19 protein-coding genes are annotated in these 26,664 nt (G+C 66.1%); 11 read left to right on the forward strand and 8 right to left on the reverse strand.

Annotated features, from left to right (window positions below; genetic code table 11):
• Nucleotides 1-292: 292 nt before the first annotated feature.
• Together C1922_RS17115 and ybaL are read left to right on the forward strand one after the other, a co-directional pair.
• On the forward strand, nt 293-2,680 hold the full coding sequence (locus tag C1922_RS17115) for a TonB-dependent receptor (protein WP_108750867.1): 2,388 nt from the start codon (nt 293-295) through the stop codon (nt 2,678-2,680).
• A 157-nt stretch (nt 2,681-2,837) separates the two neighbouring features.
• Nucleotides 2,838-4,535 (forward strand): YbaL family putative K(+) efflux transporter, encoded by a 1,698-nt coding sequence (ybaL, locus tag C1922_RS17120; protein ID WP_108750868.1) that lies wholly within the window; start codon nt 2,838-2,840, stop codon nt 4,533-4,535.
• Nucleotides 4,536-4,729: 194 nt separating this feature from the next.
• Here ybaL and C1922_RS17125 read toward each other — a convergent pair whose 3' ends face one another.
• Nucleotides 4,730-6,016, reverse strand: a complete 1,287-nt coding sequence (locus tag C1922_RS17125) for an aminotransferase class V-fold PLP-dependent enzyme (RefSeq protein ID WP_108750869.1) — start codon at nt 6,014-6,016, stop codon at nt 4,730-4,732.
• A gap of 91 nt (nt 6,017-6,107) precedes the next feature.
• On the reverse strand, nt 6,108-6,704 hold the full coding sequence (locus C1922_RS17130; RefSeq protein ID WP_234413365.1) for a hypothetical protein: 597 nt from the start codon (nt 6,702-6,704) through the stop codon (nt 6,108-6,110).
• A gap of 234 nt (nt 6,705-6,938) precedes the next feature.
• On the opposite strand from C1922_RS17130, the gene C1922_RS17135 reads away from it, so the two are divergent.
• The 4 genes from C1922_RS17135 (at nt 6,939) to C1922_RS17150 (ending at nt 10,261) form a co-directional block, all read left to right on the forward strand.
• Complete coding sequence (locus tag C1922_RS17135; protein ID WP_159092007.1) at nt 6,939-7,583, forward strand: hypothetical protein; 645 nt, start codon at nt 6,939-6,941, stop codon at nt 7,581-7,583.
• A 180-nt stretch (nt 7,584-7,763) separates the two neighbouring features.
• Nucleotides 7,764-8,423 (forward strand): hypothetical protein, encoded by a 660-nt coding sequence (locus tag C1922_RS17140; protein ID WP_159092009.1) that lies wholly within the window; start codon nt 7,764-7,766, stop codon nt 8,421-8,423.
• The gene (locus C1922_RS17145) at nt 8,420-9,667 is read left to right on the forward strand and encodes a hemolysin (protein WP_108750872.1); all 1,248 of its coding nucleotides are present in this window, start codon (nt 8,420-8,422) and stop codon (nt 9,665-9,667) included. Before C1922_RS17140 ends, C1922_RS17145 begins: the two co-directional genes overlap by 4 nt.
• An 18-nt stretch (nt 9,668-9,685) precedes the next feature.
• Nucleotides 9,686-10,261, forward strand: a complete 576-nt coding sequence (locus tag C1922_RS17150; protein ID WP_108750873.1) for a relaxation protein — start codon at nt 9,686-9,688, stop codon at nt 10,259-10,261.
• 21 nt (nt 10,262-10,282) lie between these two features.
• On the opposite strand, the gene clpB is transcribed toward C1922_RS17150, so the two are convergent.
• A complete protein-coding gene (clpB, locus tag C1922_RS17155; RefSeq protein ID WP_108750874.1) occupies nt 10,283-12,868 on the reverse strand; it encodes an ATP-dependent chaperone ClpB in 2,586 nt (861 codons plus the stop codon).
• 250 nt (nt 12,869-13,118) lie between these two features.
• On the opposite strand from clpB, the gene C1922_RS17160 reads away from it, so the two are divergent.
• From C1922_RS17160 to C1922_RS17175, 4 genes are read left to right on the forward strand one after another with little or no spacing between them, the layout of a single operon-like run.
• Nucleotides 13,119-13,613 (forward strand): sigma-70 family RNA polymerase sigma factor, encoded by a 495-nt coding sequence (locus C1922_RS17160; RefSeq protein ID WP_108750875.1) that lies wholly within the window; start codon nt 13,119-13,121, stop codon nt 13,611-13,613.
• Nucleotides 13,603-14,574 (forward strand): FecR domain-containing protein, encoded by a 972-nt coding sequence (locus C1922_RS17165; protein ID WP_108750876.1) that lies wholly within the window; start codon nt 13,603-13,605, stop codon nt 14,572-14,574. Before C1922_RS17160 ends, C1922_RS17165 begins: the two co-directional genes overlap by 11 nt.
• 58 nt (nt 14,575-14,632) lie before the next feature.
• On the forward strand, nt 14,633-17,398 hold the full coding sequence (locus tag C1922_RS17170; protein ID WP_108750877.1) for a TonB-dependent receptor: 2,766 nt from the start codon (nt 14,633-14,635) through the stop codon (nt 17,396-17,398).
• Nucleotides 17,399-17,435: 37 nt separating this feature from the next.
• Nucleotides 17,436-18,563, forward strand: coding sequence for a cytochrome c peroxidase (locus C1922_RS17175; RefSeq protein WP_108750878.1), 1,128 nt, complete (start codon nt 17,436-17,438; stop codon nt 18,561-18,563).
• An 11-nt stretch (nt 18,564-18,574) separates the two neighbouring features.
• On the opposite strand, the gene C1922_RS17180 is transcribed toward C1922_RS17175, so the two are convergent.
• Both C1922_RS17180 and C1922_RS17185 read right to left on the reverse strand, forming a co-directional pair.
• Nucleotides 18,575-19,894 (reverse strand): retroviral-like aspartic protease family protein, encoded by a 1,320-nt coding sequence (locus tag C1922_RS17180; protein WP_108750879.1) that lies wholly within the window; start codon nt 19,892-19,894, stop codon nt 18,575-18,577.
• Nucleotides 19,895-19,960: 66 nt separating this feature from the next.
• Nucleotides 19,961-20,788: a DUF3014 domain-containing protein gene (locus C1922_RS17185; RefSeq protein ID WP_108750880.1), complete on the reverse strand. Its 828-nt coding sequence runs from the start codon at nt 20,786-20,788 to the stop codon at nt 19,961-19,963.
• Between the two features lie 165 nt (nt 20,789-20,953).
• Between C1922_RS17185 and C1922_RS17190 the strand changes: the two genes are divergently transcribed.
• Nucleotides 20,954-21,664, forward strand: a complete 711-nt coding sequence (locus tag C1922_RS17190; RefSeq protein WP_108750881.1) for a glutathione S-transferase — start codon at nt 20,954-20,956, stop codon at nt 21,662-21,664.
• Nucleotides 21,665-21,690: 26 nt separating this feature from the next.
• Here C1922_RS17190 and C1922_RS17195 read toward each other — a convergent pair whose 3' ends face one another.
• The 3 genes from C1922_RS17195 to C1922_RS17205 all read right to left on the reverse strand — a co-directional run bounded on the left by C1922_RS17195 (nt 21,691) and on the right by C1922_RS17205 (nt 26,656).
• The gene (locus tag C1922_RS17195; protein WP_108750882.1) at nt 21,691-23,298 is read right to left on the reverse strand and encodes a hypothetical protein; all 1,608 of its coding nucleotides are present in this window, start codon (nt 23,296-23,298) and stop codon (nt 21,691-21,693) included.
• Nucleotides 23,299-23,969: 671 nt separating this feature from the next.
• A complete protein-coding gene (locus C1922_RS17200; protein ID WP_108750883.1) occupies nt 23,970-25,688 on the reverse strand; it encodes a thiamine pyrophosphate-dependent enzyme in 1,719 nt (572 codons plus the stop codon).
• Between the two features lie 110 nt (nt 25,689-25,798).
• Complete coding sequence (locus tag C1922_RS17205) at nt 25,799-26,656, reverse strand: SH3 domain-containing protein (protein ID WP_108751641.1); 858 nt, start codon at nt 26,654-26,656, stop codon at nt 25,799-25,801.
• Nucleotides 26,657-26,664 lie beyond the last annotated feature (8 nt).

The raw sequence follows: 26,664 nt of genomic DNA on the forward strand, positions 1-26,664 counted from the left end.
CTGTTCCTGCGACGCAATTCTAGCGTTAACGAATACTTGACGCGCCCCGGGATGCGCGGTGGCAGGCCAACTCTCTCCCGCGTCGGCCCCGCGCAGCCCCCGGCCCCTCCCCCCGCTTCACGGCCTGTCACAGCTAAATGGTTGCCACGGCAACATTTTTTCCTGTTACCACCATTTGACAGGCACTGAATATCCCGTTAATTCCTGCATTGCGCACCGCAACAACCGTCGTCCGCCTCACCCTGTGATGTCGATTCCGGTGCCCGCCCCCGCCAACCGGAGCCCCCTCCCGATGACCCGCAAGACCAGCCTGATCGCCGCCGCCGTCGCTGTCGCCCTCGGTGGTTCCTCGTTCGCCGCCCTGGCCCAGCAGACCGGCACCGCCGCCAACACTCTGGATACGGTGATCGTCACCGGTACCCGCGTGGCCGACCGCACGGTGGCCGAATCGCAGTCACCCATCGACATCATCACCCCGGAAGTACTGCAGTCCACCGGCAGCAGTGAACTGGCCACGGCGCTGTCGCGCGCCCTGCCCTCGCTGAACTTCCCGCGCCCGGCCCTGACCGATGGCACCAGCGGCGTGCGCCCGGCGCAGCTGCGCGGCCTGTCGCCCGACCAGGTGCTGGTGCTGGTGAACGGCAAGCGCCGCCACACCTCGGCCATGATCAACGTCAACGGCACCATCGGCCGCGGTTCGTCGGCGGTGGACATCAACGCCATCCCGATCGCCGCCATCGAGCGCGTGGAAGTGCTGCGCGACGGCGCCTCGGCCCAATACGGTTCGGACGCCATCGCCGGCGTCATCAACATCGTGCTGAAGGGCAGCGGCAGTGGCGGCAGCCTGGCCGTCGATTACGGCCAGTACTCGGCCGGTGACGGCAACAAGTACCAGCTCTCCGGCGATACCGGTATGGAATTCGGCGGCGGCCGTGGCCGCGTGCACGTTGCCGGCCAGATCAGCCAGCAGGATGAAAGCAACCGCGCCGGCCCGTACCGCGGCACCACCCCGAACACCGGCAACTACCCGTCCATCGGCGAAACCACCTTCGTGGTGGGCGACCCGAAGGTGGACGCCACCGCCGTGTCGGCCAACGCCAGCTTCGACTTCAGCGACCACGTCACCGGCTACGCCAACGCGATCCTCAGCAACCGCGACATCACCTCGTTCGCGTTCTACCGCTCGCGCAACCACAACGGCCAGAGCGCGCTGCTGGCCCAGGTCTACCCGGACGGCTTCGTGCCGGAGATCAACCAGTATTCCAAGGACCGTTCGGTGGTGGCCGGCGTCAAGGGCAACACCGACAGCGGCTGGACCTGGGACCTGAGCCTGAACCACGGCGAGAACACCCTGGACTTCCACACCCGCAACAGCATCAACTACAGCCTCGGTGCCAGCAGCCCGCGCTCGTTCTACGACGGCACGCTGAAGTACCAGCAGGACGTGTTCAATGCCGATATCACCAAGTCGCTGGACTGGGGCCTGGCCTATCCGGTCACCCTGTCCTTTGGCGGTGAATACCGCAAGGAGAAGTGGGACCAGAACCCGGGCGAGCTGAACTCCTACACCGGCAGCGGCGCGCAGGGCTTCGGCGGCTTCACCCCCACCAATGAAGTGCATGCCGACCGCCACAACTACGCGGTGTACGCCGGCCTGGAAGCGGACCTGACCGACAAGTTCTCGGCCGGCATCACCGGTCGCTACGAGGATTACTCGGACTTCGGTGATCGCTTCTCGGGCAAGCTGTCGGGGCGCTACGCCTTCACCGACAAGGTTGCGCTGCGCGCCACCGCCTCCAGCGGCTTCCGCGCACCGTCGCTGGCCCAGCAGGGCTACCAGGCGGTCACCAGCCAGTTCACCAACGGCGTGTTCGTCGAACGTGGCACCTTCCCGACCACCAGCAGCGCCGCACAGGCACTGGGCGCTTCGCCGCTGAAGGCTGAAACCTCCACCAGCTACAGCGTGGGCCTGGTGCTGCAGCCGGTGGACCGCCTGTACGTGACCGTGGATGCGTACCAGATCGACATCGATGACCGCATCGCGCTGTCCTCCAGCATCACCACCAATACCGCCACCAGCAACCTGCTGGCTGGTCTGGGGCTGCCGCAGGTCACCGCGTTCTCGTACTTCACCAACGGCCTGGATACCCGCACCCGTGGCGTCGACTTCGTGTCCAGCTACACCATTCCGTTCAGCGCCAGCAGCCTGGAACTGACCGCCGCCTACAGCTACAACGACACCGAAGTGCGCCGCGTGGGCGGTACCCCGGCGGTGTTCAGCACGCTGGGCCTGACCCAGTCGCTGATCGGCCGTGATGAGATCGGCCGCATCGAAGACAGCTACCCGCGCGACAAGACCATTGTCAGCGGTACCTGGCGTTCGGACCACTGGGAACTGGGCCTGGCGGCGACCCGCTACGGCGAATTCACCGTGCGCAATTCCGCCACCGCCCTGCGTGACCAGACCTACGGTGACAAGTGGGTGCTGGATGCCTCGGTGAGCTACAAGCCGAGCAGTAACTGGACCCTGACCCTGGGCGCGGACAACCTGCTGGACGAATACCCGGACCGCACCGAAGACCTGCAGAACTCGACCTTCGGCATGCTGCCCTACAGCAACTACTCGCCGTTCGGCTTCAACGGCGCGTATGTGTACGGCCGCATCAAGTACAACTGGTAAGCGATAACGGTAGCGCCGGGCCACGCCCGGCGGTGCTCACCCGGGGTCAGATCCCTTTTCGCCAGAAAAGGGCGCTGACCCCGTTCGCATTTTCGGTTTGCCGTATGTGGCCGCATCGGTGAAAATCGGGGCATCCCCCGATTACCTGCGAGTGCCGATGCACCATGACACCGACCTGATCAACATCGTGGCCGTTGGCCTGGGGCTCGCCTTCATCTTCGGTGCCCTGGCCAACAAGCTGCGCTTGTCGCCTCTGGTCGGCTATCTGGTCGCTGGCATCTGCGTCGGCCCCTTCACCCCCGGCTTCGTGGCCGACCAGGCCCTGGCCAACCAGCTGGCCGAACTGGGCGTGATGCTGCTGATGTTCGGCGTGGGCCTGCACTTTTCCCTGAAGGACCTGATGGCGGTCAAGGCCATCGCCATTCCCGGCGCCATCGGCCAGATTGCCGTGGCCACCCTGCTCGGCTGGGGCGTGGCCTGGTTGATGGGCTGGCCGGCGCTGCACGGGGTCATCTTCGGTTTCTCGCTGGCCACCGCCAGTACCGTTGTGCTGCTGCGGGCCATGGAAGAGCGGCGTCTGCTGGAAACGATGCGCGGCAAGATCGCCGTCGGCTGGCTGATCGTGGAAGACCTGGCCTGTGTGCTGGCACTGGTGATGATGCCGGTGCTGGCCGGCGTGTTCGGCCCCGATGCCGCCAAGGAAACCCACACCCTCGGCAGCGTGCTGGCCGATATCGGCTGGACGTTCGTGCAGCTGGGCCTGTTCGTGGCGGTGATGCTGGTGGTTGGCCGCCGGGTCATTCCGTGGATCCTGGAACGCATTGCCGGCACCGGTTCGCGCGAACTGTTCACCCTGTCGGTGCTGGCCATCGCGCTGGGCGTGGCGTTCGGCTCGGCCATGCTGTTCGGCGTGTCCTTCGCCCTGGGCGCCTTCTTCGCCGGCATGCTGTTGAACGAATCGGAGCTCAGCCACAAGGCGGCGCACGATTCGCTGCCGCTGCGTGATGCGTTCGCGGTGCTGTTCTTCGTCTCGGTGGGCATGCTGTTCGACCCCAACATCATCGTGCAGCACCCCTGGCAGGTGCTGGCCACGGTGGCGATCATCATGTTCGGCAAGTCGGCCGCTGCGTTCTTCATCGTGCGCGCCTTCGGCCACCCCACCAGCACCGCGCTGACCATCTCGGCCAGCCTGGCGCAGATCGGCGAATTCGCCTTCATCATTGCCGGCCTGGGCGTGGCGCTGCAGATCCTGCCCAAGGAAGGCCAGTCGCTGGTGCTGGCCGGTGCGCTGGTGTCGATCATGCTGAACCCGCTGGTGTTCGGCCTGCTGGACCGCTGGCAGGCCAAGCAGGAGCAGCTGCCGCAGGCACCAGAACCGGAAGAGGCCATCGGCCCTTCGCGCGATCTGCATGACCACGCCATCGTGATCGGCTACGGCCGGGTGGGCAGCGAGCTGGCCCAGGTGCTGCGCGACCGCGGCGTGCCGGTGCTGGTGATCGATGACAACAAGGAACACGTCGAGCAGGCCCATGCCAAGGGCCTGGCGGCGATCCGCGGCAGTGCAGCCGCCGACCGCGTGCTGGCCGAGGCGCACCCCGAGCGCGCCAAGATCGCGGTGCTGGCCATTCCGCAGCCGCTGGAAGCCGGTGAAGCGCTGGCCAAGCTGCGCGCCATCAATCCCGACCTGACCCTGCTGGCACGCGCGCACAGCGATGCCGAAGTGAAGCATCTGCTGGAACACGGCGCCGACGGCACGGTGATGGCCGAACGCGAGCTGGCCTATTCGCTGGCGGAAATGATCATGTCCACCCCGCCGTACCGGAACCTGGGGCAGAACAGCATTCCGGTGGTGTAACGGGTGTGGGTAGGTGTCGACCTTGGTCGACACGGTGGATACGTGGATCGGCCCAGCAAAAATCCCCGGCGGGCCCGCACCCGCCGGGGATCTGCATTGCCATGTTTGCCACGCCTTGGAGAGGCAGCTCCACCGTAACGCATCGCGCGGCCGGTGGTGATCGCCTTCGGCGATGACGACCAAGCGTGCGGCTATCAGGCGCTGGCCAGCGCCTGCTGCAGGTCAGCCTGCAGGTCGTCGATATGCTCGATGCCGATCGACAGCCGTACGGTGTCTTCGCTCACGCCGGCCCGGGCCAGTTCTGCAGCATCCAGCTGACGGTGGGTGGTCGAAGCCGGGTGGGTGGCCAGCGACTTGGCATCGCCCAGGTTCACCAGCCGGGTGAACAGCTTCAACGCGTCCAGGAAGCGCGCCCCTGCCGCGCGACCGCCCGGCAGCCCGAAGGTCAGCACGCCGGAGCCGTGCCCGCCCAGGTAGCGCTGCGCGGCGGCGTGTTCGGAGTCGTCAGGCAGTCCGGCATAGCGCACCCAGGCCACCTTGGGGTGGGCCTTCAGGAACTCCGCCACGGCCCGCGCGTTGGCGTTGATCCGCTCCATGCGCAGTGCCAGTGTTTCAATGCCCTGCAGGATCAGGAAAGCATTGAACGGTGACAGCGCGGCGCCGGTGTTGCGCAACGGCACCACCCGCGCGCGTCCGATATAGGCGGCCGGCCCGAGCGCTTCGGTGTACACCACACCGTGGTAGCTGGGGTCGGGCTGGTTCAGCCGTGGAAAACGCTGCGCGTGTGCGGCCCAGTCGAAACGCCCCGAATCGATGATCGCCCCGCCCAGGCTGTTGCCGTGGCCGCCCAGGTACTTGGTGAGCGAATGCACCACGATGTCGGCACCGTGCTCGAACGGGCGCAGCAGGAAGGGTGTGGCCACGGTGTTGTCGACGATAAGCGGCACGCCAGAGGCGTGCGCCACCTCGGCAATGGCCGCGATGTCGGTGACATTGCCGCGCGGGTTGCCGATGGATTCGACGAACACCGCCTTGGTGCGCGCATCGATGAGTGCGGCGAACGCAGCCGGATCGGCCGGGTCGGCGAACCGTGCCTGGATGCCGTACTGCGGCAGGGTGTGGGCCAGCAGGTTCAGGCTGCCGCCATACAGCGCACTGGCCGCCACAATGTTGTCGCCCGCCTCGGCGATGGTCTGGATGGCATAGGTGATGGCAGCCTGGCCGGACGCCAGGGCCAGCGCCCCGATGCCGCCTTCCAGCGCGGCCAGACGCTGCTCCAGCACATCGGTGGTGGGGTTCATGATGCGCGTGTAGATGTTGCCTTGCACCTTCAGGTCGAACAGGTCCGCGCCGTGCTGGGTGTCATCGAAGGCATAGGCCACCGTCTGGTAGATCGGCACCGCCACCGCACGGGTGGTCGGGTCGGGACGGTAGCCGCCGTGCACGGCCAGGGTTTCCAGTTGCCACTGCGGATCGCTCATTGCACCTGACTCCATCCGGGAAACGGCCACCATAGGGCAGCCGTGTCGCGCGGGTCAGAGCCACTGGCAATCAGCCCCTTACTGCGGGTTATCAGCGGCCGTCGCCCGGGCACGCAGGCCCCTCGCCGCCACCGCACAACATCACGCCACTGAGCCACTTCACCCAGGTCACCACGTCGGCTTCCTTCACCTCGGTGCGGAACGACTTCTGCACTGTGTAGAAGCCCTCCTGGCCCTGGATGCCCTTGATCCAGGAGGTTTCAGGCTTGCCAGTGGCGGGGTTGACCGGGCAACTGAGCATCAGCACCGCCATCGGACGGCCGTGTTCCTGACCTTCACGCAGCCAGTTCGCCTGCGTGTCCGGGCAGGCACCGCGCCAGCCGGCTTCCATGATGCCCAGGAATTCGCGCGGCGAAACCGATGCGGAATTGGGCGCAATATTGACCGTGATCATGTCGGTCCAGGCTTCCACGGTCTGCCCCTTGGGCACAAACTCGGTGATGTCGCCGGTCTTCGGATCGGATGCCTCAAAGGCTTTGACGTAGCCCTCGAACCTTGGCATCAGCACCTGTTCGCTGCTGGCCGCCATCGCGGTGGCGGAGATCAGGCTCAAGGCCAAGGCAAGACACAACGGGACAGCCCGAAAACTTTTCATGGAACTCCTTCTCCTGGTAGGTGAGAACTGCATGGCACGCGCACAGCATGAATCATGTTTGGAATGCTCGCCGAGCCATATGCGACAACGCGTGAGGGCCTGTAATGGAGCTGGTGACGTATTTGCACTGCAGGCATCGTGCCCGTACCCAGAAACAGCGTTGAAAGTGAGGTATTCGTCACTTATTTAGCCATGAGCGTCTGTTGGTTTGGAATTCGCCCATCCGCGGCCGTATCGTTGAGACATTCAAGGATGCTGGGTCGGTTGATGATGGAACTCGAAAGGCACCAGATCAGTGCACACGTCGTGTTCCGCGCACTCTGTCCCTGCCTGCTGGCATTGCTGTTGACCGCATGTGGGAGCGAGGAGCGCACGCCGCCGCCCTATGAGGCTAACCCTTCGCCTGAAGAAGCCTATGAAGTTGTCGTCACGACGCATGATGCGCCGGAGAACATCTACGCAACGGGCGCGTACGTGACCTACAAGGTCACAAATGATTGCCTGCCTCCCATCGACAACTTCGAAGGTGTTCGCTATGGGATCGACCAGCACTCGCTCGATATTCCGCTACGCAAAGTCAATCCAACCACATACAAGGGGACGTACTTCAGCGACGGAATCCTCAATCTCGACTACTACGGGAGAGGCCCCTGCAAATGGGAAATAGTTCTGGTCGGCGCGGCCCTGAAAGCGGATACCCCCAATTCTCCCACCTACTTTACGATCTCCACCAGCGTCAACGCCGGAAGTGAGACACGATATTCAAGCAAGAATATCCAGCCGTTGCTCGCCGGAGGCAGTGCATCTCCGGCGGACAGCATGCCGACGTCCAGGTTCATTGAGACCATACCGGATGCCCAGCGCGGAGACTACTTCTCGTACAAGATCGCAGTAAGTCCAAGGAAGGAATAAACGCGTGGGGGCCTGTAATGGAGCTGGTGACGTATTTGTACTGCAGGGATCGTGCCCGTACCCAGAAACAGCGCTGAAAGTGAGGTATTCGTCACTTATTTAGCCATGAGAGTCTGTTGGTTTGGAATTCGCCCATCCGCGGCCGTATCGTTGAGACATTCAAGGATGCTGGGTCGGTTGATGATGGAACTCGAAAGGCACCAGATCAGTGCACACGTGGTTTCCCGCCCATTCTGTCCCCTGCTGCTGGCATTGCTTCCGCTGCTGGGCGCATGCGGGGACAAGCCCCCTACTCCGCCGCCCTACGAGGCAAACCCTGCACCGAAGGAGGCGTATGAGGTGGTCGTGACCGTGCACGACGGCCCAGAGGACATTTATGTGAATGGAGCAGGGGTGGCGTACAGGATCGCCAATAGCAACTGCCTTCCTCCCATCGACAACTTCGAAGGCGTCAGCTACGGCATCGAGAAACATTCCCTCGACATTCCGTTGAAGAAGACCGATGCGCACACTTTTTCCGGAATCTATTTCCGCGATGGGCTGGCGGACAAAAACTATTTTGGCCGCGGTGTCTGTCGATGGGTGGTCGAGTATGTGAGCGCCAGCATTGAGACGGAAAGCACCAAATCGTACACGTACTTTGCGATATCCACGGATCCAGAGGAACGCACAGCCACGCGATTTTCGAGGAGAGACATCTCGCCGCGCCTGGATGATGGCGAGCGCTATCCAGCCAGCGACTTTTCGGAAGAGAGATTCAATAGCGAGGTCCCGATCAAGGATCAGGGTGACTTCTTCTCATACAGCATCACTATCACCCCGATGGCAGGTGTGCAATGAACTCCCAGGTGCATGCTCGATTGTCCGATGAAGCCTACGATCCCCCGAAGTTCCACAGGAATGGGCGGCCGGAGTACATCAAGATCGGTAGCGAGACATTTGTAGTCGTCGAGCACATGGACAAGGCCAACGGCTATCAGGGATCGATCTTCCAGAATATAAAAAGCGGAGCCTACGTCGTAGCCCACCGCGGAACCGAATTCGACCGACAGCTGCTCAAGGATGGTCTGGTTGACCTCGGCATGGTGACCGGCAAGCTCAATGCCCAGCTGCCGGATGCCCTTGAACTCACCCGGCTGGCCAAGGAGATGGCGGATCGGGACCACAAGCCGCTGACCGTCACCGGCCACTCCCTTGGCGGCGCGTTGGCGCAGATCACCGCCCACCACTACAACCTGCCCGGCGAAGCCTTCAATCCCTACGGCGCTGCCGGCCTGGGCTACCGGATCCAGGAGGGCCAGCCGGCGCACGCCGCACGGTTCACCAACCACGTCATGGCCGGCGATTTCGTCAGCGCCGCCAGCGAGCACTACGGCAACGTGCAGATTTATGCCCTGCCCAGTGAACTGAGCCGGCTGCGCTCCGCCGACAACCTCGCTGCGCTGAGTGGCCCCGCCAAGTCTGCAACCCTGTTTGGGCTTACGCCTGGGCTCGCGCTGCAGATGGCTGATTCACACCGGCTGAAGCACTTCGTGGATGACCCGGCTGCGGATCCCCCTCGCGTGTCGGTACTTGAACAGGATTCGGCAAAAATCACTCATGCGGACGACCAGGCGCGTGTGGATGCATTCCGGCAGAACATGGGGCTGCAGCGCGACGCCATCACCCGTCTCTCCCGGGGCATACCCGGTCTGGCCTTGGAGGGCATCGACAAACTGCGGGGCCATGACCAACCGGGAGCCTATGGCGAACGCCAGGCGCGCGCTGCCGAACTGGCTGCACACCCTTTCAGTCCTGCCGAGCACCGTAATGCACCCGGCTCAGATGGCGGCCCACGCCGCGAGAATCCAGCCTTTCACAGCAGATCTCCGCTGGAAGATCGCTTGAACGAAATGCTCAACGCCGACCCGGACCGCTTCAAGGTCCTCAACCAGCAGATGGCCACGCGCGAGGCCGGCCAGGCGCTGGACCAGCAGGCGCAGTCCCAGGTGAGTGCCGAGGACCGGGCGCGCGCGCACAGCCAGGAACAGGCCGCCCAGCAGACCGCACAACAGGAACAGGCAGCCTCGGCCATGCGCCGTTGACCCAGCGGAGACACCCTCATGGATGAACGCGACCTGGAAGATCTGATCAGCAAGACGGCCCTGCTGATGGAGCGCTACCAGCGGATGTGCGCGGACATGGGCCAGCAGCAGGCGCAGCTGTCGGCCGCGTTGAACGGCGTTGCACAATCACTGCCCGCGCAGTTCAGAGCCAGCACCGATGCTGCCGTGGCTGGGCTGAGCCGGAACAGCACAACGGCCGTCAAACAGGCATTGCTTGCGCCGGTAGCCGCCTATGAGCAGCAACTGGCGGCATCGGCCAAGAGTGTGGGCCGCAGCACCGAAGCACTGGCTGCGGAAGTAAAGCGCCTGCAACTGGCCTCGCGCGGCGTCCTCTGGAAGAGCGTGGCCACGGCTGTAGCTGCGGTGGCGATCCTGCTTGGCGGCGCCGCGTGGCTGGGCGGTCAGTACCGCGCGGAGATCGAACGCAACCAGGTCGAGGCGCAACTGCTGCGCGCCTACAATCGCGCTGACGTGGTGCTGTGCGGAAAAGAACAGCTTTGCGCCAACGTCGACACCCGCAGCAAAGGGATCGGCGAGGACGGGCGCTACCGACAGGTTCGTCCCCGCCCGTAGACGGGGACGAACGCAACCGCATCACGCCTTGGCAAACACCAGCTGGCCGCCGTCGTTGCCGACCTCGATGGTATCGCCGTTGACGAAGGCCCCCGAGAGGATCTTCTGTGCCAGCGGGTTTTCCAGCTGTGCCTGGATCGCACGCTTCAGCGGCCGCGCGCCATACACCGGATCGAAACCGACGTTGCCGAGCAGGTCGAACGCTGCATCGGACACCACCAGCTTCAAGCCACGCTCGGCCAGGCGCCGCTCCAGGCCACGCATCTGGATGCGTGCGATCTGCTTGATCTGCTGCTTGTCCAGCGGGTGGAACACCACGATGTCGTCCAGGCGGTTGATGAACTCCGGGCGGAAGTGCGCCTGCACCACGCCCATCACCGCCGCCTTCATCTGCGTGTAGGCCTCCGGGCTGTCGTCGCCGCTCATGTCCTGGATCTGGTGCGAGCCCAGGTTCGAGGTCATCACGATGACGGTGTTGCGGAAGTCCACGGTGCGGCCCTGGCCGTCGGTCAGGCGGCCATCGTCCAGCACCTGCAGCAGGATGTTGAATACATCGGTGTGTGCCTTCTCCACCTCGTCCAGCAGGATCAGCGAGTACGGGCGACGGCGCACTGCCTCGGTCAGATAGCCGCCTTCCTCGTAGCCCACGTAGCCCGGGGGCGCACCGATCAAGCGCGCCACACTGTGCTTTTCCATGAACTCACTCATGTCGATGCGGATCATCGCGTCGGCACTGTCGAACAGGAACTCGGCCAGCGACTTGCACAGCTCGGTCTTGCCCACGCCGGTCGGGCCCAGGAACAGGAACGAGCCTGCCGGCCGGTTCGGGTCGGACAGCCCGGCACGCGAGCGGCGCACGGCATCGGAAACGACCTTGATCGCTTCTTCCTGGCCGACCACGCGGTTATGCAGCACCTCTTCCATGCGCAGCAGCTTGTCGCGCTCGCCTTCCAGCATCTTGTTCACCGGAATGCCGGTCCAGCGCGAAACCACCTCGGCGATTTCCTCGTCGGTCACCCGGTCCTGCACCAGCTTGAAGTCGTTGCTCTCCGCTTCCTGGGCAGCGGCCAGCTGCTTTTCCAGCTGCGGCAGCAGGCCGTACTGGATCTCGCTCATGCGTGCGAAATCCTGCCGTCGCTGTGCCGATTCAAGCTCGATCTTGGCCTGCTCAACCTGCTCCTTGATCTTGGTCGCGCCCTGCAGCGCAGCCTTTTCCGACTTCCAGATTTCGTTCAGATCGGAGAACTCGCGCTCCAGGCCATCAATGTCATTTTCCAGATCGGCCAGGCGCTGCCGCGACGCATCGTCCTTTTCCTTCTTCAGCATCTCGCGCTGGATCTTCAGCTGGATCAAGCGACGCTCCAGGCGATCCAGCTCTTCCGGCTTGGAATCGATCTCCATGCGCAGGCGCGAGGCAGCCTCGTCCATCAGGTCGATGGCCTTGTCGGGCAACTGGCGGTCAGTGATGTAGCGGTTGGACAGGGTGGCCGCGGCCACGATGGCCGGGTCGGTGATCTCCACCCCATGATGCACGGCGTACTTTTCCTTCAGGCCACGCAGGATCGCGATGGTGTCCTCCACCGTCGGCTCGCCCACGAATACCTTCTGGAAGCGGCGTTCCAGCGCGGCATCCTTTTCAATGTACTTGCGGTACTCGTCCAGCGTGGTGGCACCCACGCAATGCAGTTCGCCACGCGCCAGCGCCGGCTTCAGCATGTTGCCGGCATCCATCGCACCGTCGGCCTTGCCGGCGCCGACCATGGTATGCAGTTCGTCGATGAACAGGATGATCTGCCCTTCGCTCTTGGCCAGGTCGTTCAGCACGCCCTTCAGTCGCTCTTCGAACTCACCGCGGAACTTGGCGCCGGCAATCAGCGCGCCCATGTCCAGCGACAGCACGCGCTTGCCGCGCAGGCCTTCGGGCACTTCGTCGTTGACGATGCGCTGGGCCAGGCCTTCGACGATCGCGGTCTTGCCCACGCCGGGTTCGCCGATCAGCACCGGGTTGTTCTTGGTGCGGCGCTGCAGCACCTGGATGGTGCGGCGGATCTCTTCATCGCGGCCGATCACCGGGTCCAGCTTGCCACTCTCGGCACGCGCGGTCAGGTCGATGGTGTACTTCTCCAGCGCCTGCCGCTGTTCTTCGGCGTTTTCCGACTGCACGTTCTCGCCGCCACGCAGCTTGTCGATGGCCGCCTGCAGGCGGGTCTTGTCGGCGCCGGCGGCGCGCAGCGCCATGCCCAGTGTGCCGCCGTCTTCCAGCGCGGCCAGCACGAACCATTCGCTGGCAATGAAGGCATCGCCATTCTGCTGGGCCAGCTTGTCGGTGTGGTTCAGCAGGCGCCCCAGGTCATTGCCCAGCGACACGTTGCCGGCCTGGCCGGATACCTTCGGCAGTGCATCCAGCGCCTCGGCCAGGCGCTCGCGCAGCACCGGCACGTTCACCCCGGCCTGGGCCAGCAACGGCTGGGTGCTGCCGCCCTGCTGGTCCAGCAGCGCGCTGAACAGGTGAACCGGTTCGATGATGCTGTTGTCGCGGCCCACGGCCAGCGACTGTGCGTCTGCCAGCGCCTGCTGGAAACGCGAGGTGAGCTTGTCCATCCGCATTGCGAATCCTCATCGGTTACAGAGCCGGCCCGCGCCGGCGATGCAGGGAAGATGCGGTTGCGCCACCGCGTTTCAAGGGCGGCTGCGACTGCACCCGGGGGTCGGTCAGGCTGTGGCAAGCATGCGCCGGCGCCCGTGGGCGGCGCGTTGATCCGGCGCAATTGGCGGGCAAGGACTGGCACGGCCAGCCTGCCGATGCCATACCTGCGAATCATTCTCATTTCGATCCATGCGCATCGGCGCCCTACGCATGCACGTTTCACACCCGCACCTGGCCACGTTGTACCGCGACCACCACCGGTGGCTGCGCGGCTGGCTGAGCGGGCGCGTGGGCAACCGCGATGTGGCCGATGATCTGGCCCAGGACACGTTCGCACGCCTGCTGCTGGATCGCGATCTGGCCGCACTGCGCGAGCCGCGCGCCTTCCTCACCACCGTGGCGCGCGGGCTGGCCGCCAACTGGTTCCGGCGGCAGGCGCTGGAACGCGCCTATCTGGAGTACCTGGCACAGTTCCCTGAACCCGCCCTGCCCTCGCTGGAGGAACAGGCGGTGGTGCGCGAAGCGCTGCAGCAGATCGACGCCATGCTGGATGGCCTGCCGGTGATGGCACGCCGCGTATTCCTGCTGGCCCAGTTCGATGGCCTGCGCTACGAGGCCATCAGCGAACAACTGGGGCTGTCGCTGTCCACGGTGAAGCGGCACATGAAGCGCGCCCTGATGGGCTGCCTGGCGCATGCGCCCTGAGCCGGGCGACGGCGCGGCGCTGTCGCCACGGGTGCTGGAACAGGCTGCCGACTGGCTGATGCGCCTGCACGACGACGGCAGCGCGGCACAGCGCGCGCAATGGCAACGCTGGCACGATGCCGCCCCCGAGCATGCACGCGCCTGGCAACGCGCCGAACGCCTGCTGGCGCTCAGCGCGCAGGTACCAACCACGCTGGCCCACGAGGCCCTGCAGCGCCCGGTGTCCGCTGGCCGTCGCGCGGTGCTGCGCAGCGTGGCCGCGCTGCTGGTGGCGCCGCTGGGCGGCTGGTTGGCCTGGCGGCTGTATGACGAAGCCGCCTGGGACGCCAGCGTGCGCACCGCCGTGGGCGAATGCCTGCGCCGCGTGCTGGACGACGGCAGCGTGCTGCACCTGGCCACGGCCAGCGCCGTCGATATCGCCTTCGACGGCCAGCAGCGCCTGCTGCGGCTGCGGCGCGGCGAGATCCATGTCGACACCGCGCCCGATCCACACCGCCCCGCGCGGCCGTTCCGGGTCGCCACCGCGCAGGGAATGCTGCAGGCGCTGGGCACCCGCTTCAACGTGCGCCTGTTCGACGACGCCACCCTGCTGGTGGTGCAGGAAGGCGCAGTGCAAGTGACCACCGCCGCCGGTGCCGCCCAGCGGGTTGCCGCCGGCCAGCAGCTGCGCTGGGGGGATGCCGGCCCGGCTGCACCGCAGCCCGCTGCGCCCGGCAGCGACGCGTGGCTGCACGGCATGCTGGTGGCCGACAGCCTGCCGCTGCAGGCGCTGCTGCAGGAGCTGGGCCGCTACCACCGGCGCCGGCTGCGGGTGGATGACGATGTGGCGGGCCTGCCGGTGTCCGGCGCGTTCCCGCTGGACGACCTGCCGCGCAGCCTGTCGATGCTGGCCGCCACCTATCCGCTGCGCATCGATCAGGGACTGACGGTGCGCGTGCGCGCGGCCGCCACGCCGCGGTGACACTTTTATCGATCCTGCGTGGCAGAGGAAGTGAATCCTTCTTCTGCCGGCTCCCTCCATGCCTGTGATCCCGACCCGATTCCGCTACAGCCTGCTGGCCATCGCCCTGGCTGCCACGCCTGCCTTCGCCCAGACCGCGCCCGCCGGGCAGCCTGCCAACGCACCGGCCACGTCTCCGCTGGGCAGTGCGCTGAGCGCCTTTGCCGCCCAGCATGGCGTCGCCCTGTCCTTCGATCCGGCCCTGACCCAGGGCCGCACCGCGCCGCCGGTCGATCCGGCCGCAGGCGTGGACGCAGGCTTCAGCATCCTGCTGCAGGGCACCGGCCTGCGTGCGGTTCGCCGCGCCGATGGCAGCTACACCCTGCAGGGCGCGCAGACCACCCGGCAGACGCAGCCGCTGCGCGTAGGGGCGTCCGATGGCAAAGTCGCGCTGCCGCAGGCGCTGCCCTTTGGCCAGGGCGTCACCCTGGATGCCGATGCACTGGATGCGCAGGTGAAGGGCAACGGGGACATCGCCACGGCCCTGCGCAGCAACCCGGCGGTGCAGTTCAGCGATACCAACCGCAGCAGCCGCAACATGGGCGAGATCCGCCCCGATGACTTCAGCATCAATGGCGCGCCGTACTACCAGAACCTGTTCCTGCTCGATGGCGCCACGATCAACAACGATCTCGATCCGGCCGATACGCCCGACAACGGCAACCCCGCCCACAACTTCGATGTGCCCGGCGGCGCGCAGGGCATCGCCGTGGATGTAGACCTGCTGGAATCGCTGACCGTCTACGACGCCAACGTGCCGGCCTCGTTCGGCCACTTCCTGGGCGGCGTCGTGGACGCACGCAGCCGCTCTGCTACCGACGGCCTGCACGGCAAGGTCTGGTTCCGCATGGCCCGCTCGGCCTGGGACAGCATCATCGCCAACGACGCGCAGCAGGAGGAGTTCGAGGAATCGGACACCTACAAATACCAGCCGCAGTACGACAAGTACCGCGTCGGCGCGCGGCTGGAAGGACGCACCCGCGGCGGCCTGGGCATCATCGGCACCTTCACCCGCACGCGCTCGGAGATTCCGCTGCGTGCCTACGCCGGCGGCCGCGAAACCACCGGCGCGGACGTCAACACCCGCACCCAGACGCGCGAGAACACCAGCGCCACGGTGGCCCTGGACTGGAGCAATGGCGAAGGCCTGCAGCTTGGCGCCAACCTGTCCTATGCCCCCACTGACGATGTCTATTTCATCTCCAACTCGCGCGATTCGTACTTCAGCATCAAGTCCGGCGGCCCCACCGCCAGCCTGCGCGCGAACTGGACCGGCGCTGCCTGGACCCTGCGCAACACGCTCAACTACAGCAATGTGGAAACCAGCCGCCGCGGCGACCTGGACTACATGCGCAACTGGCTGATCTCCGACGACTTCGACTGGGGCGTGTCGGGCATCAGTACCGAGGGCAGCTGGGGCAACATCGACCAGCACGACCGCCGCATCGGCTACCGCTTCGTGGCCGACCGCGAACCGCTGCAGCTGGGCAGCAGTGAACACACCCTGCAGTTCGGTGCCGGCGTGCAGCGCCGCGATGGCGACTACCAGCGCCTGAACGACCACCGCGTACTGCTGAGCACCGCCACCACCCGCAGCTGCACGCTGTCCGACGGCAGCGTGGATGATTTCAGCTGCTCACTGTCGCCTACCCGGAGCGGCGGCACCGGCCAGTACTTCAAGCGCATGTTCCTGTTCCATGCCGGCCAGTTCGAGGTCAGCGGCGAAGAATACGAGGCCTGGCTGCAGGACGACATCCGCATCGGCAACTGGAACATCCGCCCCGGCCTGCGCCTGGACCGCAACAACCTGTGGAAGCAGACCAACGTGTCACCGCGCCTGGCCGCGTCGTGGGACGTGCGGGGTGACCAGCGAACCGTCATCAACGCCGGCGTGAACCGCTACTACGGGCGCAGCTTCTACAGCTACCTGCTGCGCGATGGCCGCGAGCGCCTGCGCGAGACGCTGGACCGCACCAGCGCAAGCACCCGCTGGGAAGATGCGAAGAGCGCCAGGAACGTGGCCACCAACCGCCTGAGCGATGTCGATTCGCCCTACACCGACGAATGGACCCTGGGCGTGGACCAGCAGGCGTTCGGCCTGCAGTTCCACCTGAAATACGTGGACCGCGGCAGCCGCAAGGACATCCTGCGCCGCAAGGTCGACAGTCCGGATCGTGACCTCTACAACCTCAACACCTACGAATACACCAATGAAGGCCGCAGTGACTCGCAGACCTGGACACTGTCGGTCAGCCCGCAGCGCCCGTGGGAGTTTGCCGGCACCCGCAACAGCTTCCAGCTCTCGGCCGACCACACCGATGTGAACCGCAACTACAACAGCTACGAAGACAGCCCGGACCTGTTCGAACGCGTGCGCCTGGATGGCAAACTGATGTACCGCTATGAACTGCCCGCCACCCAGTACCTGCGGCCGTGGAGCGCACGCCTGAGCACCCGCACCGAGATGCCGGCCTGGGGCCTGAGCTGGAACAACTTCTTCCGCTACCGCGCCGGTTTCGAAGGTACCACCCAGGGCGCGCTGGAAATCATCGACGGCGAAAGCGTACGCAACCTCACCACGCGCCGCTTCTCCGGCAGCTGGACCTGGGATGCCAACCTGGAATACCGCCTGGCCCTGCCCCGCGAGCAGGAAGCCTATGTGCGGGTGGAAGTGCAGAACGTGCTCAACCGCAGCAACCTGACCACGGCCAGCGGTGCGGCCGCCGGCACCATGTACTTCGAACCCGGCCGCAGCTTCTGGCTGGAACTGGGCTATTCGTTCTGAACGCACGGCCCGGCGGCACGCTGCCGGGCCACTGTCGATGAAACGACCGCATCCACTACGCCTTGCCCTGCCCGTCGCCGCCCTGTTGCTGGGCGGCGCGGGCATGCCTGCGCCCGCGCAGGACACGCCCTGCCCCGACCCGCTGCCCCCACGCCCGGAAGCGGCCTGCCTGCGCGCGGTCTACAGCAGCCCGGCAGCGAAATGGCCAGCGCCGGATGTTGAACCGGGCGCCACCTGGCAGGAGCTGGCGCCGCTGCCGGTGCCGGTGGACCCGGCAGACAACCCTTCCACGCCGGCCAAAGTGGAACTGGGCCGGCGCCTGTTCTTCGATCCGATCCTGTCACGTTCCCGGCAGTTGGCCTGCGCCAGTTGCCACGACCCCGACCTGGGCTGGGCCGATGGACGCCGCGTCTCGTTCGGCCATGACCGCCAGAGCGGCCGACGCAACGCCCCCAGCGTGCTGGCCAGCGCGCACGTGGCGCCGTTGTTCTGGGACGGGCGCGCCGCCACGCTGGAAGCGCAGGCCCTGGGCCCGATTGCCGATCCGGTGGAAATGGGCTTCAGCGTGAATGGCGCCGTGCGCCGCCTGCGCCGCGATGCCCGTTATCGCAGCGAGTTCGCCGCGGTGTTCGAACAGCCGCGCATCGACGCGCAGCAGCTGGGCCAGGCCATCGCCGCCTTCCAGCGCAGTCTGTCACCGCGCAACAGCCGCTTTGATCGCTTCCTGCGCGGCAACGCGCGCGCACTGGACGATGCGCAGCTGCGCGGCCTGCACCTGTTCCGCACCCAAGGCGGCTGCATGAACTGCCACGGCGGACCGGCGCTGACCGACAACGGCTTCCACAATCTGGGGCTGCACTTCCACGGTCGCCCGCGGCAGGATCTCGGGCGCTACGAGGTCACCGGTGACCCGGCCGACAGCGGCCGCTTCCGCACGCCATCGCTGCGAGGCGTGGCAAACACCGCGCCGTACATGCACAACGGGCTGATCCCGCGTCTGTCCGGCGTACTGGCGTTCTACAACGTGGGCGGTGGCCGGCCACGCGCGCCGGCCGATCTGGCCGATGATGCGCCACCGCTCCCGCAGCCGGACCCGCTGCTGCGCCCGCGTGGGCTGAGCCGGCAGGACCTGCAGGACCTGGAAGCGTTCCTGCAGATCCTGTAACGCGAACGCGCTCAGGAAGCGCGCGGCGGCAGCAGCGGCGCCGCCTGCGGCACCGGTACCGGGCAGCCAAAGGTACCGGCCACGTCCAGATACAGGCTGTAGCGCTGGGTGGTCGCAAAGCCTGCCTGCCAGTCCGGATTGAACAGGCGCCCCGGCTCCAGGGCCAGGTCCACTGGCAGGTTCAGCACTTCATCGCCAATCATCACCGGCGTTGTGGCACCGGCGTACTTCAGATCGCGCGCGCCATGGGTGGTGATGATGTTCCTGCGCTGCACAGCTGCCGGCGGCGGCGCCGTGGGCGGAATGCCGCTGGCCATGAACGCACCGTTGAAGCCGGTATCCAGCTGCACCAGGATGCTGTCCTTACCGGCGCGGATCGGATAGCGCAGCTGGTAATCATCGCCGGTGAGCGATGACACAGTGGCCATGCGCCGCGTGCAGGGCACCTTGCTGGACGCGGCCTGCACCATCAGCGCATCCTTGTCGATGCGCACCCGGCCCAGCGCGCGCAGTACGTCCAGGCCGATGCGCGGCAGATCGTCCTGGCCCAGCACCGCGAAGGACACCTGGCGCACCGCGAGTCCGCCAATGTCCAGATCCATCGGCGCGGCCAACGCAAACAGGGCATCACCGGAGGCGTCGGCCACGGTAAAGCCCTCGGTCAAGGCCAGACCCAGTTCCGCGGCCAATGTGCGGCCGATGCGCGAGCGGGCCGCGCCGGTATCCACATGCACGCGCAGGTCGCGTTCGCCGGCAGCGGTCTTCACTTTCAGGGTGATCGTCGGCAGCTCGTTCTGCAGCTGGATCGGCACGCTCACATCGGCTGCAGGCGCGGCAATCGGTTCGGCGCTGCGCGGCCACTGCAGGAAGCGGTCGAACATCGGTTCGCTCACACTGGCTACGCGCACTGTGTGCGGCGCATCTTTCATCATGGGCAGGATATCGCTGTCCAGGCGGGTACGAACGTCCTGCATCTGCCGGGCCCAACCGGCAATATCGCCCTGCAGCAGGGCGTTGCCGGCCAGCGTGGCCGAACACAGATAGGCCACGCCCTTCACCGAATCGGCAGGTTCGCTGGCCACGCCCTCCAGGCATTGACGCGCAGCGCGGCTGGAATTGTCCAGCTCACCACGTACACGGTAGTAACCTGCGGCGCCCAAGCGCCCCTTGGCACCCGTTGCCTGGCCCATGGCCTGCAGGGCCGCCAGGCGCGCATGCTGCACGTTGGCCGTGTAGCCATAGGGATCGTTCACATCGCCATTGGGCACGTCGGCAGCCGCTGCCGTGAACGATGCGAGCATGGCGCCGAGCGCCAGCGCGGTGGTGCGCATCAAGGTTACTCCTGTCTACCCAGTGCATGACCCTAGCACGTTGGCCGTTGCACGCGACTGCGTGTGCTACACACCGCGGGTGATCGCCGCGCGCATCTGCCGCAACGTCTGCTTCACCGCCTGTGCCTGTTCGGCACTCATGCGCAGCAGCAGCTTCTGCCCCACCGAGCGCGACTGCAGCGCGGGATCGACGAAGCGATACCGGCTACGCTCGTCGCGCTGCACGGCCAGCGGTCGCGGGGGTTCCGGCGTCTGCAGCAGGTGGTCGATCGCCACCACCAGGCGGTCATTGAAATAACCCTGCGGATGGCCCGATTCAACATAAGCCTGCTGGATGAGCGGATAAAAGCGCACGTAGGCCTTCGCCGCCGCGGCAGGATCTACGGCAGTAAAGGCCTGCACGTAGGGGGCGTAGCGGGCGGCATTGGCGGCCGCGATGTGCTCGCCGCCCTCGCCCGCTTCCACCTGCAGGGTGCCGGCCAGCGGGCGCGTGGCCAATGCCGATGGCGGCGCACTGGCCTTGTCCAGATTATCGACATGGGTCACCAGCCGCTGGATCACGTGATCACGCAACAGCAGCGCCAGCGTGTCTTCGCCCTGTAACAGCCCGCGCAGCGCGGACCATGCCGCCGTATCGCTGTCGTCCATCTTCGGCAGTGCCGGATCTGCAGCAGCATCGGTATCCAGCGGGTGCTGGATCGCCGGCGTGGAAGGCGCGGTTTCCGTGGCCGCCATCGGCGGCGGCGCCGCGCTTGCAGCGGGCGTTGGCTGCACAGGCACGTGCACCTGGTCTGCCAGCCCCTGCCACTGGTCGCGGAACAACCACGCGCCCGCGCCACCCACCACAACTACGCCCAGTACCCAGGGCCACACGGCTTTCCCACTTCTCTGCATGATGCAGCACCTCGCTTTTCACGTGCACGACGCGAGTATGACCGCGCTGCACTGCACGCGGTTCCCACGCTGTTTGGCCTGTGTTGTGCTTGGCATGAACGCCATGCTCACGCCTGCTTTGCGTGCAACGCGCGAGTCTGCTGACAATTCTTCGCGGAGATGGACATGCACTACGCGTTGTATTACTGGACCGGCATCCAGGGCCGGGGCGAGTTCGTGCGGCTGGCATTGGAAGATGCCGGTGCCGCGTATGAGGACATGGCACGCACCCATGGCGATGCGGTGATGGAACCGTTCCTGCACGGCCAAGCCGAGGGCGGCCAGCCATTCGCCCCACCGTTCCTGAAGGCGGGCCGGCAAGTGATCGCGCAGGTCGCGGCGATTCTGGACTTTCTCGGCCCCACGTTGGATCTGGTACCGCAGGCCGCTTCGCGACGGATGCAGGCCCTGCAGCTGCAGTTGACGATTGCCGACCTCGTCGCCGAAGTACACGACACCCATCATCCAATTGCTGCATCAAAGTATTACGAAGACCAGAAGGCGGAAGCCAAGGCGCGCGCGAAGGCAATGCGAAGCGAGCGCCTGCCGAAATTCCTTGGCTACTTCGAACAGGTGATCGAAGCCAACGGAGGCCGCCACCCGCTGCGCGAGCACTCGTATGTGGATCTATCGCTGTTCCAGTTGCTCAGCGGGCTGGACTACATGTTCCCAAAGCGCATGCAGGCCCTGGCGCCCACCCTGCCCCTGCTGCGGGCGCTGCAGGAGCGAGTGGCCAAGCGACCGAACATCGCCGCCTACCTGGGCTCGGAGCGACGGCTGGCGTTCAACACCAACGGCATCTTCCGCCATTACCCCGAGCTGGACGGGGAGACCTGACGCCGGGCCATGCCTGGCGCCAGCAGTCAGTGGGCCGCGTCGGTAAGCGGCTTCACCGGCTGCTTCTGCAGCGACAACAGCCCCAGCAGCACGGCCAGCGCCACGTAGGCCCCGGCGAACTGCCAGCTGATCACGCGGGCCAGGCCCTCCAGGTTCCACGGCAGGTAAATGCCACCGCGCGGATCCACCGAATGGATCAGACCGAACAAAGTGAGCGCTGCCGCCACCAGCAGGAAGCCACAGGCACGGCGCAGGCGCCCGTCGACCATCGCCGCGACGGTGGCGATCCACAGCATGGAGGTGATGATGAAGCCATTGCCCAGGGTGAAGATCACTGCCAGTTCCGGCAGGCCATGGCCATCGACAGTGGTGAGCATGGCGCCCAGCGTTTCGGCCGGAATCCAACCCGGTGCCTTGATCGCCAGCAGATAGGCCGCCGACGGCAGGAAGCCGAGCACCATTGCGCCGGCGTGCTGGCGCGGGGTGGCCTGGAAGGCCTGGGTGGTGATGTCGATCGATACGTACACGATGATCGGCGCCAGCACGGCCAGCGGCAGCCACTGCACCAGGCCGGAGATGATGCCCAGCATGCCGCCGATGCCCACGAACAGGCCGGTCAGCAGAGTGTAGCCGCTGCGCGCGCCCATATGCTTGTAGGCCGGCTGGCCGATGTACGGCGTGGTCTGCGCCACGCCGCCGCAGAGACCAGCCACCAGTGTGGCAAAGGCTTCCACCAGCAGGATGTCGCGGGTGCGGTAGTCATCGCCGGCCGCGCGCGCGCTCTCAGACACGTTGATGCCGCCCACCACCATCAGCAGGCCGAACGGCAGCAGCAACGGCAGGTAGGTCATGGCCGTCGGCAGGCCGTCGATGAAGCCCAGCGTAGGCAGCGGCAGCACCACCTGCGGCGGCACCCAGGCCGGAATGGCGAAGCCCGGCACACCCAGCCCGGCCAGGCCCAGCCCGTAATACAGCACGGTGCCGAACACGAACGCCAGCAGCACGCCCGGGCCACGCACCGGCAGCTTGCCCTTGGCGATCAGCACGTACAGCAGCAGGCCCAGCGTGGTGAAGCCCACCAGCGGCGAACGCAGGGTTTCCAGCAGCGGCAGCAGGCCCATCAGCACCAGCGCGATGCCGGCGATGGACCCCAGCAGCGCTGCTCGCGGCAGCGCGCGAGTCACCGCTTCACCGAAGAAGGACAGGATCAGCTTCAGCACGCCCATGATGACCAGCGAGGCCATGCCCAACTGCCAGGTGGCGATGGCGGCGGCGTGCGGATCCATTCCCTGCTGCTTGAAGGCCAGGAACGCCGGGCCCAGCACCAGCAGGGCCATGCCGATGCTGGTGGGCGCGTCCAGGCCCAGCGGCATGGCGGTGACGTCGTCGCGGCCGGTGCGCGCGGCCAGGCGGCGCGCCATCAGGGTGTACAGCAGGTTGCCGACCAGCACGCCGAAGGCGGTGCCGGGGAACATACGGCCGAACACCACGTCGGCGGGGAACTGGAACATACCGACCAGGGCCATGGCGATGAAGCCGAGGATGGACAGGTTGTCGACGACCAGGCCGAAGAAGCCATTGAAGTCGCCGGCGACGAACCAGCGGCGTGGTGCGGCGGATGCGGGAGCGGACATGGAAGGGGCGGTGGGGGTGGGGACCGCCGATGGTAGGCCCAGCGGGGCCCGGGCGCCAATTCCCGGGTGGAATGATGGGTTCCAGCCAACGGCGGAGCCCCTCGTGGCTGGGTTGGTCGTCGGAGCGGGATCCGCGGCTGGGCCGGGCGGGTAGGCCGCGCAGGGGACGCTGCAAGTACGTCCCTGTAAGCTCGGTCGCCGCATCCATGCGGCTCACGCCCCTGCGCAACCTACCCGCCCGGCCTCTCGTGGTTTCCTGCGCGCGGCAGCCACGGAAGAGAATCAAAAGATCAAAAGCAGGCTCCCGTTGTAGAGCCGAGCCCATGCTCGGCTGCCGTACGCGCGAGTCCTCAGCCGAGCATGGCTCGGCTCTACAGAAGATCTTTCCGATCATTCTTTTGACATCCACGCCATCCGTGGATCCAACGTGTCGACCAAGGTCGACACCTACCAGAGCAGAATGCCGTTCCAACAGCTCGCGGCCAACTGTCGAAGGCGGGGTGGGTCCGGTTGCGGGGGCGTGAGCCGTATGGGTGCGGCGACCGAGCTTACATGGACGTACTTGCGGCGCCCCCCCGCAACCGGACCCACCCCGCCATCGCTCAGGGAACCAGCTTCTGCTCTGGCTCTGGCCTCTGCGGGTGCAGGGCGCAGCCCTGCCTCGCCTACCCTCACTTCTTCAGGAAGTTGTCCACCAGCAGATGCTTCACATCGTCGAAGCGGCCGTTCAACACGGCCTTGGCCGCGTAAAGTGCGGTGCCGGCCACCTGCTTGGCTTCGATCTGCGGCGGCATCACCAGTTCGGCGCGGCTGGTGTGCACGTCCAGCAGCGCCGGACCGCGCTGTGCCAGGAAATCCAGCACCGCCTCCTCCAGATCCTCGCTGCGGGTCACCGTGCGCCCGTGGAAGCCGATCACCTCGGCCAAGCGGCCGAAATCAGGGTTCTTCAGGTCGGTGTAGTTGTCCAGCAGGCCTTCCACCTTCTGTTCAAGCTCGACGAAGTTCAGTGAGCCATTGTTGAACACCACCACCTTGATCGGCAGATTTTCCTGCACCGCGGTCAACAGGTCGCCCAGCAGCATGGCCAGGCCGCCATCGCCGGACAGCGAGACGACCTGCCGCCCCGGGAAGGCCTTCTGCAGGCCCAGCGCCTGCGGCATGGCATTGGCCATCGTGCCGTGCAGCAGGCTGGTCAGCGTGCGGCGACGGCCGTTGACGCGGATATGGCGCAGCACCCACACCATCGGCGAGCCGCCGTCGGCGGTGAACAGTGCATCTTCGGTGGCGTGCTTCGAGAGCAGCGCGGTCAGGTGCTGCGGATGGATCAATTCGCCTTCGCCCGACTGCTCCTCCTGTTCGCGCTTCTTCAGCGCCTTGTCGCGATGCTCGATGCACTCGTCCAGGAAGCTGCTGTCCTGGCGCGGTGGCAACAGCGGCAGCAGCGCGTCCAGCGTCGGGGCAATGTCACCCACCACGCCCAGGTCCACCGGGTGGCGGCGGCCCAGGTGGCTGCCATCACGGTCCACCTGGATGATCGTGGCCTTGTCCGGGTAGAACTGGCCCCAGGCGAAATCGGCGCCGAGCAGCAGCAGCGTGTCGCACTCCATCAGCGTATGGAAACCCGATTCAATGCCGAAGATACCGGTCATGCCCATGTTGTACGGGTTGTCCGGTTCGACGAAATCCTTCGCACGCGAGGTGTGGGCCATCGGCGCCTGCAGCCGCCGCGCCAATTCAATCAACTGCGCGTGCGCGCCCTGGCAGCCGGCGCCGGCATAGATGCCGATGCGCCTGCCCTGCCCCAACAGTTCGGCAATACGCTGCAGCTCGGCGTCGGCCGGGCGCAGCAGCGGTTGGGTGTAGTGCACCGAGAACGGCACATCGTGCTTCACTTCCGCCTCGCTGATGTCGGCCGGCAGGATCACCACCGCCACACCGCGGCGGCTGATCGCCGCCTGGCAGGCCAGCGCCACCACGCGGCGCGCCTGTTCCGGGTTGTGCACCTGCTCGCAGAACACGGTGCAGCTGGCGTAGACCGATTTGAAATCCACCTCCTGCGGGAATTCCATGCCCAGCTCGCTGGTCACGATCTGGCTAGCGATCAGCACCAACGGTGCGCGGTTGCGGTTGCTTTCGAAGATGCCGTTGATGAAGTGCAGGCCACCGGGACCGCAGGAACCGGCGCAGGCGGTCAGTTGCCCGCTTACCAGCGAATCGGCACCGGCGGCAAACGCGGCGACTTCCTCGTGCCGCACATGCACCCAGTCGATCTCGCTGCGGTGCATGGCATCGGTCACGTGGTTCAAGGTATCGCCCACGATCCCGTAGCAGCGGCGCACGCCCGCCTGCTGCAGGGTTTCAACAACGATTTCGGCAACACGCTTGCTCATGGGAACAGCCTTGCTTGGGGGAGGACCCCGAGGCTAGACCCCGCGCGGTGACGCTTCCGTGGGCATCGGCACGCTGCGCCCCATACATCGGTATAGGGCGCGCACCATGTTCAGTTCACGTTGATCCAGCCCAGCACCGCGCCACGCTTTGCATTGTGGTAGCGCACCTGCACCCAGCCGTCGGCTTCGTCGCGCAGCTCCACCCGGTCGCCCTGCACCAGGTAGCGCTGGGTGCTCGTTGCACCGGGTCGTTCGAACAGGAACAGGCGCGTCGGCCGCACCGTGGCCTGGATGCCCGGCACCGGAGAGGGGCCGGTAGGCGCGACCAACCCATCGCCGATGGCGCTGTCCAGCACGCGCCCCTGCGCATCGAAGGTGCGCCACACCGCCAGCGGCCCTTGTTCGCCGGTGTGATCGACCTCCAGCGCGGCATCGAAGGCATCGCCCAGCTGCAGCACGTCCTCGGCGCGGTACAGGTACAGCGTCGTACCGGCGAACCGGTACAGATCGGTGTACCACATGGGGCCGCTGCGGCAGCTGCTGCTCAGCGTGCGCGTAGCCGCGTCGACAGTCAGGCCCATCAGGCTGCCGCAGCTGTCACGGCCATGGGTGTCGGCCTCCAGCGCGCGGAATCCACCGCTGGCCGCATCGAACCGGTAAACCGCCACGGCTTCATTGACCATGCCCACCGCCGCGCGCGCGACCAGTTCCGGGCGCCCATCGAAATCCACGTCTTCGGCTGACAGCCGCGAATTGCCGTCGGCATCTGCCGCGCCGGGCAGTTGCAGGCACTTGCCCGACGGCGAGACACGCACGGCGATGCTGCCGCCCTCCATCACCTCGGCCTGCACCTGTACCCCCGGTGCCGGCGCGAAGCGCAGCGGACTGTCGCCCTGTTCGGCCGCCTGCGCGGCCGGCACCAGCAGGCCTGCCAGCAGCAGGCCCAACACCGCATCCCTGAGTTTCATCATTGCCG

It is taken from the genome of Stenotrophomonas sp. ZAC14D2_NAIMI4_7, assembly GCF_003086675.1.
In the GTDB taxonomy this organism is placed as follows: Bacteria; Pseudomonadota; Gammaproteobacteria; order Xanthomonadales; family Xanthomonadaceae; genus Stenotrophomonas.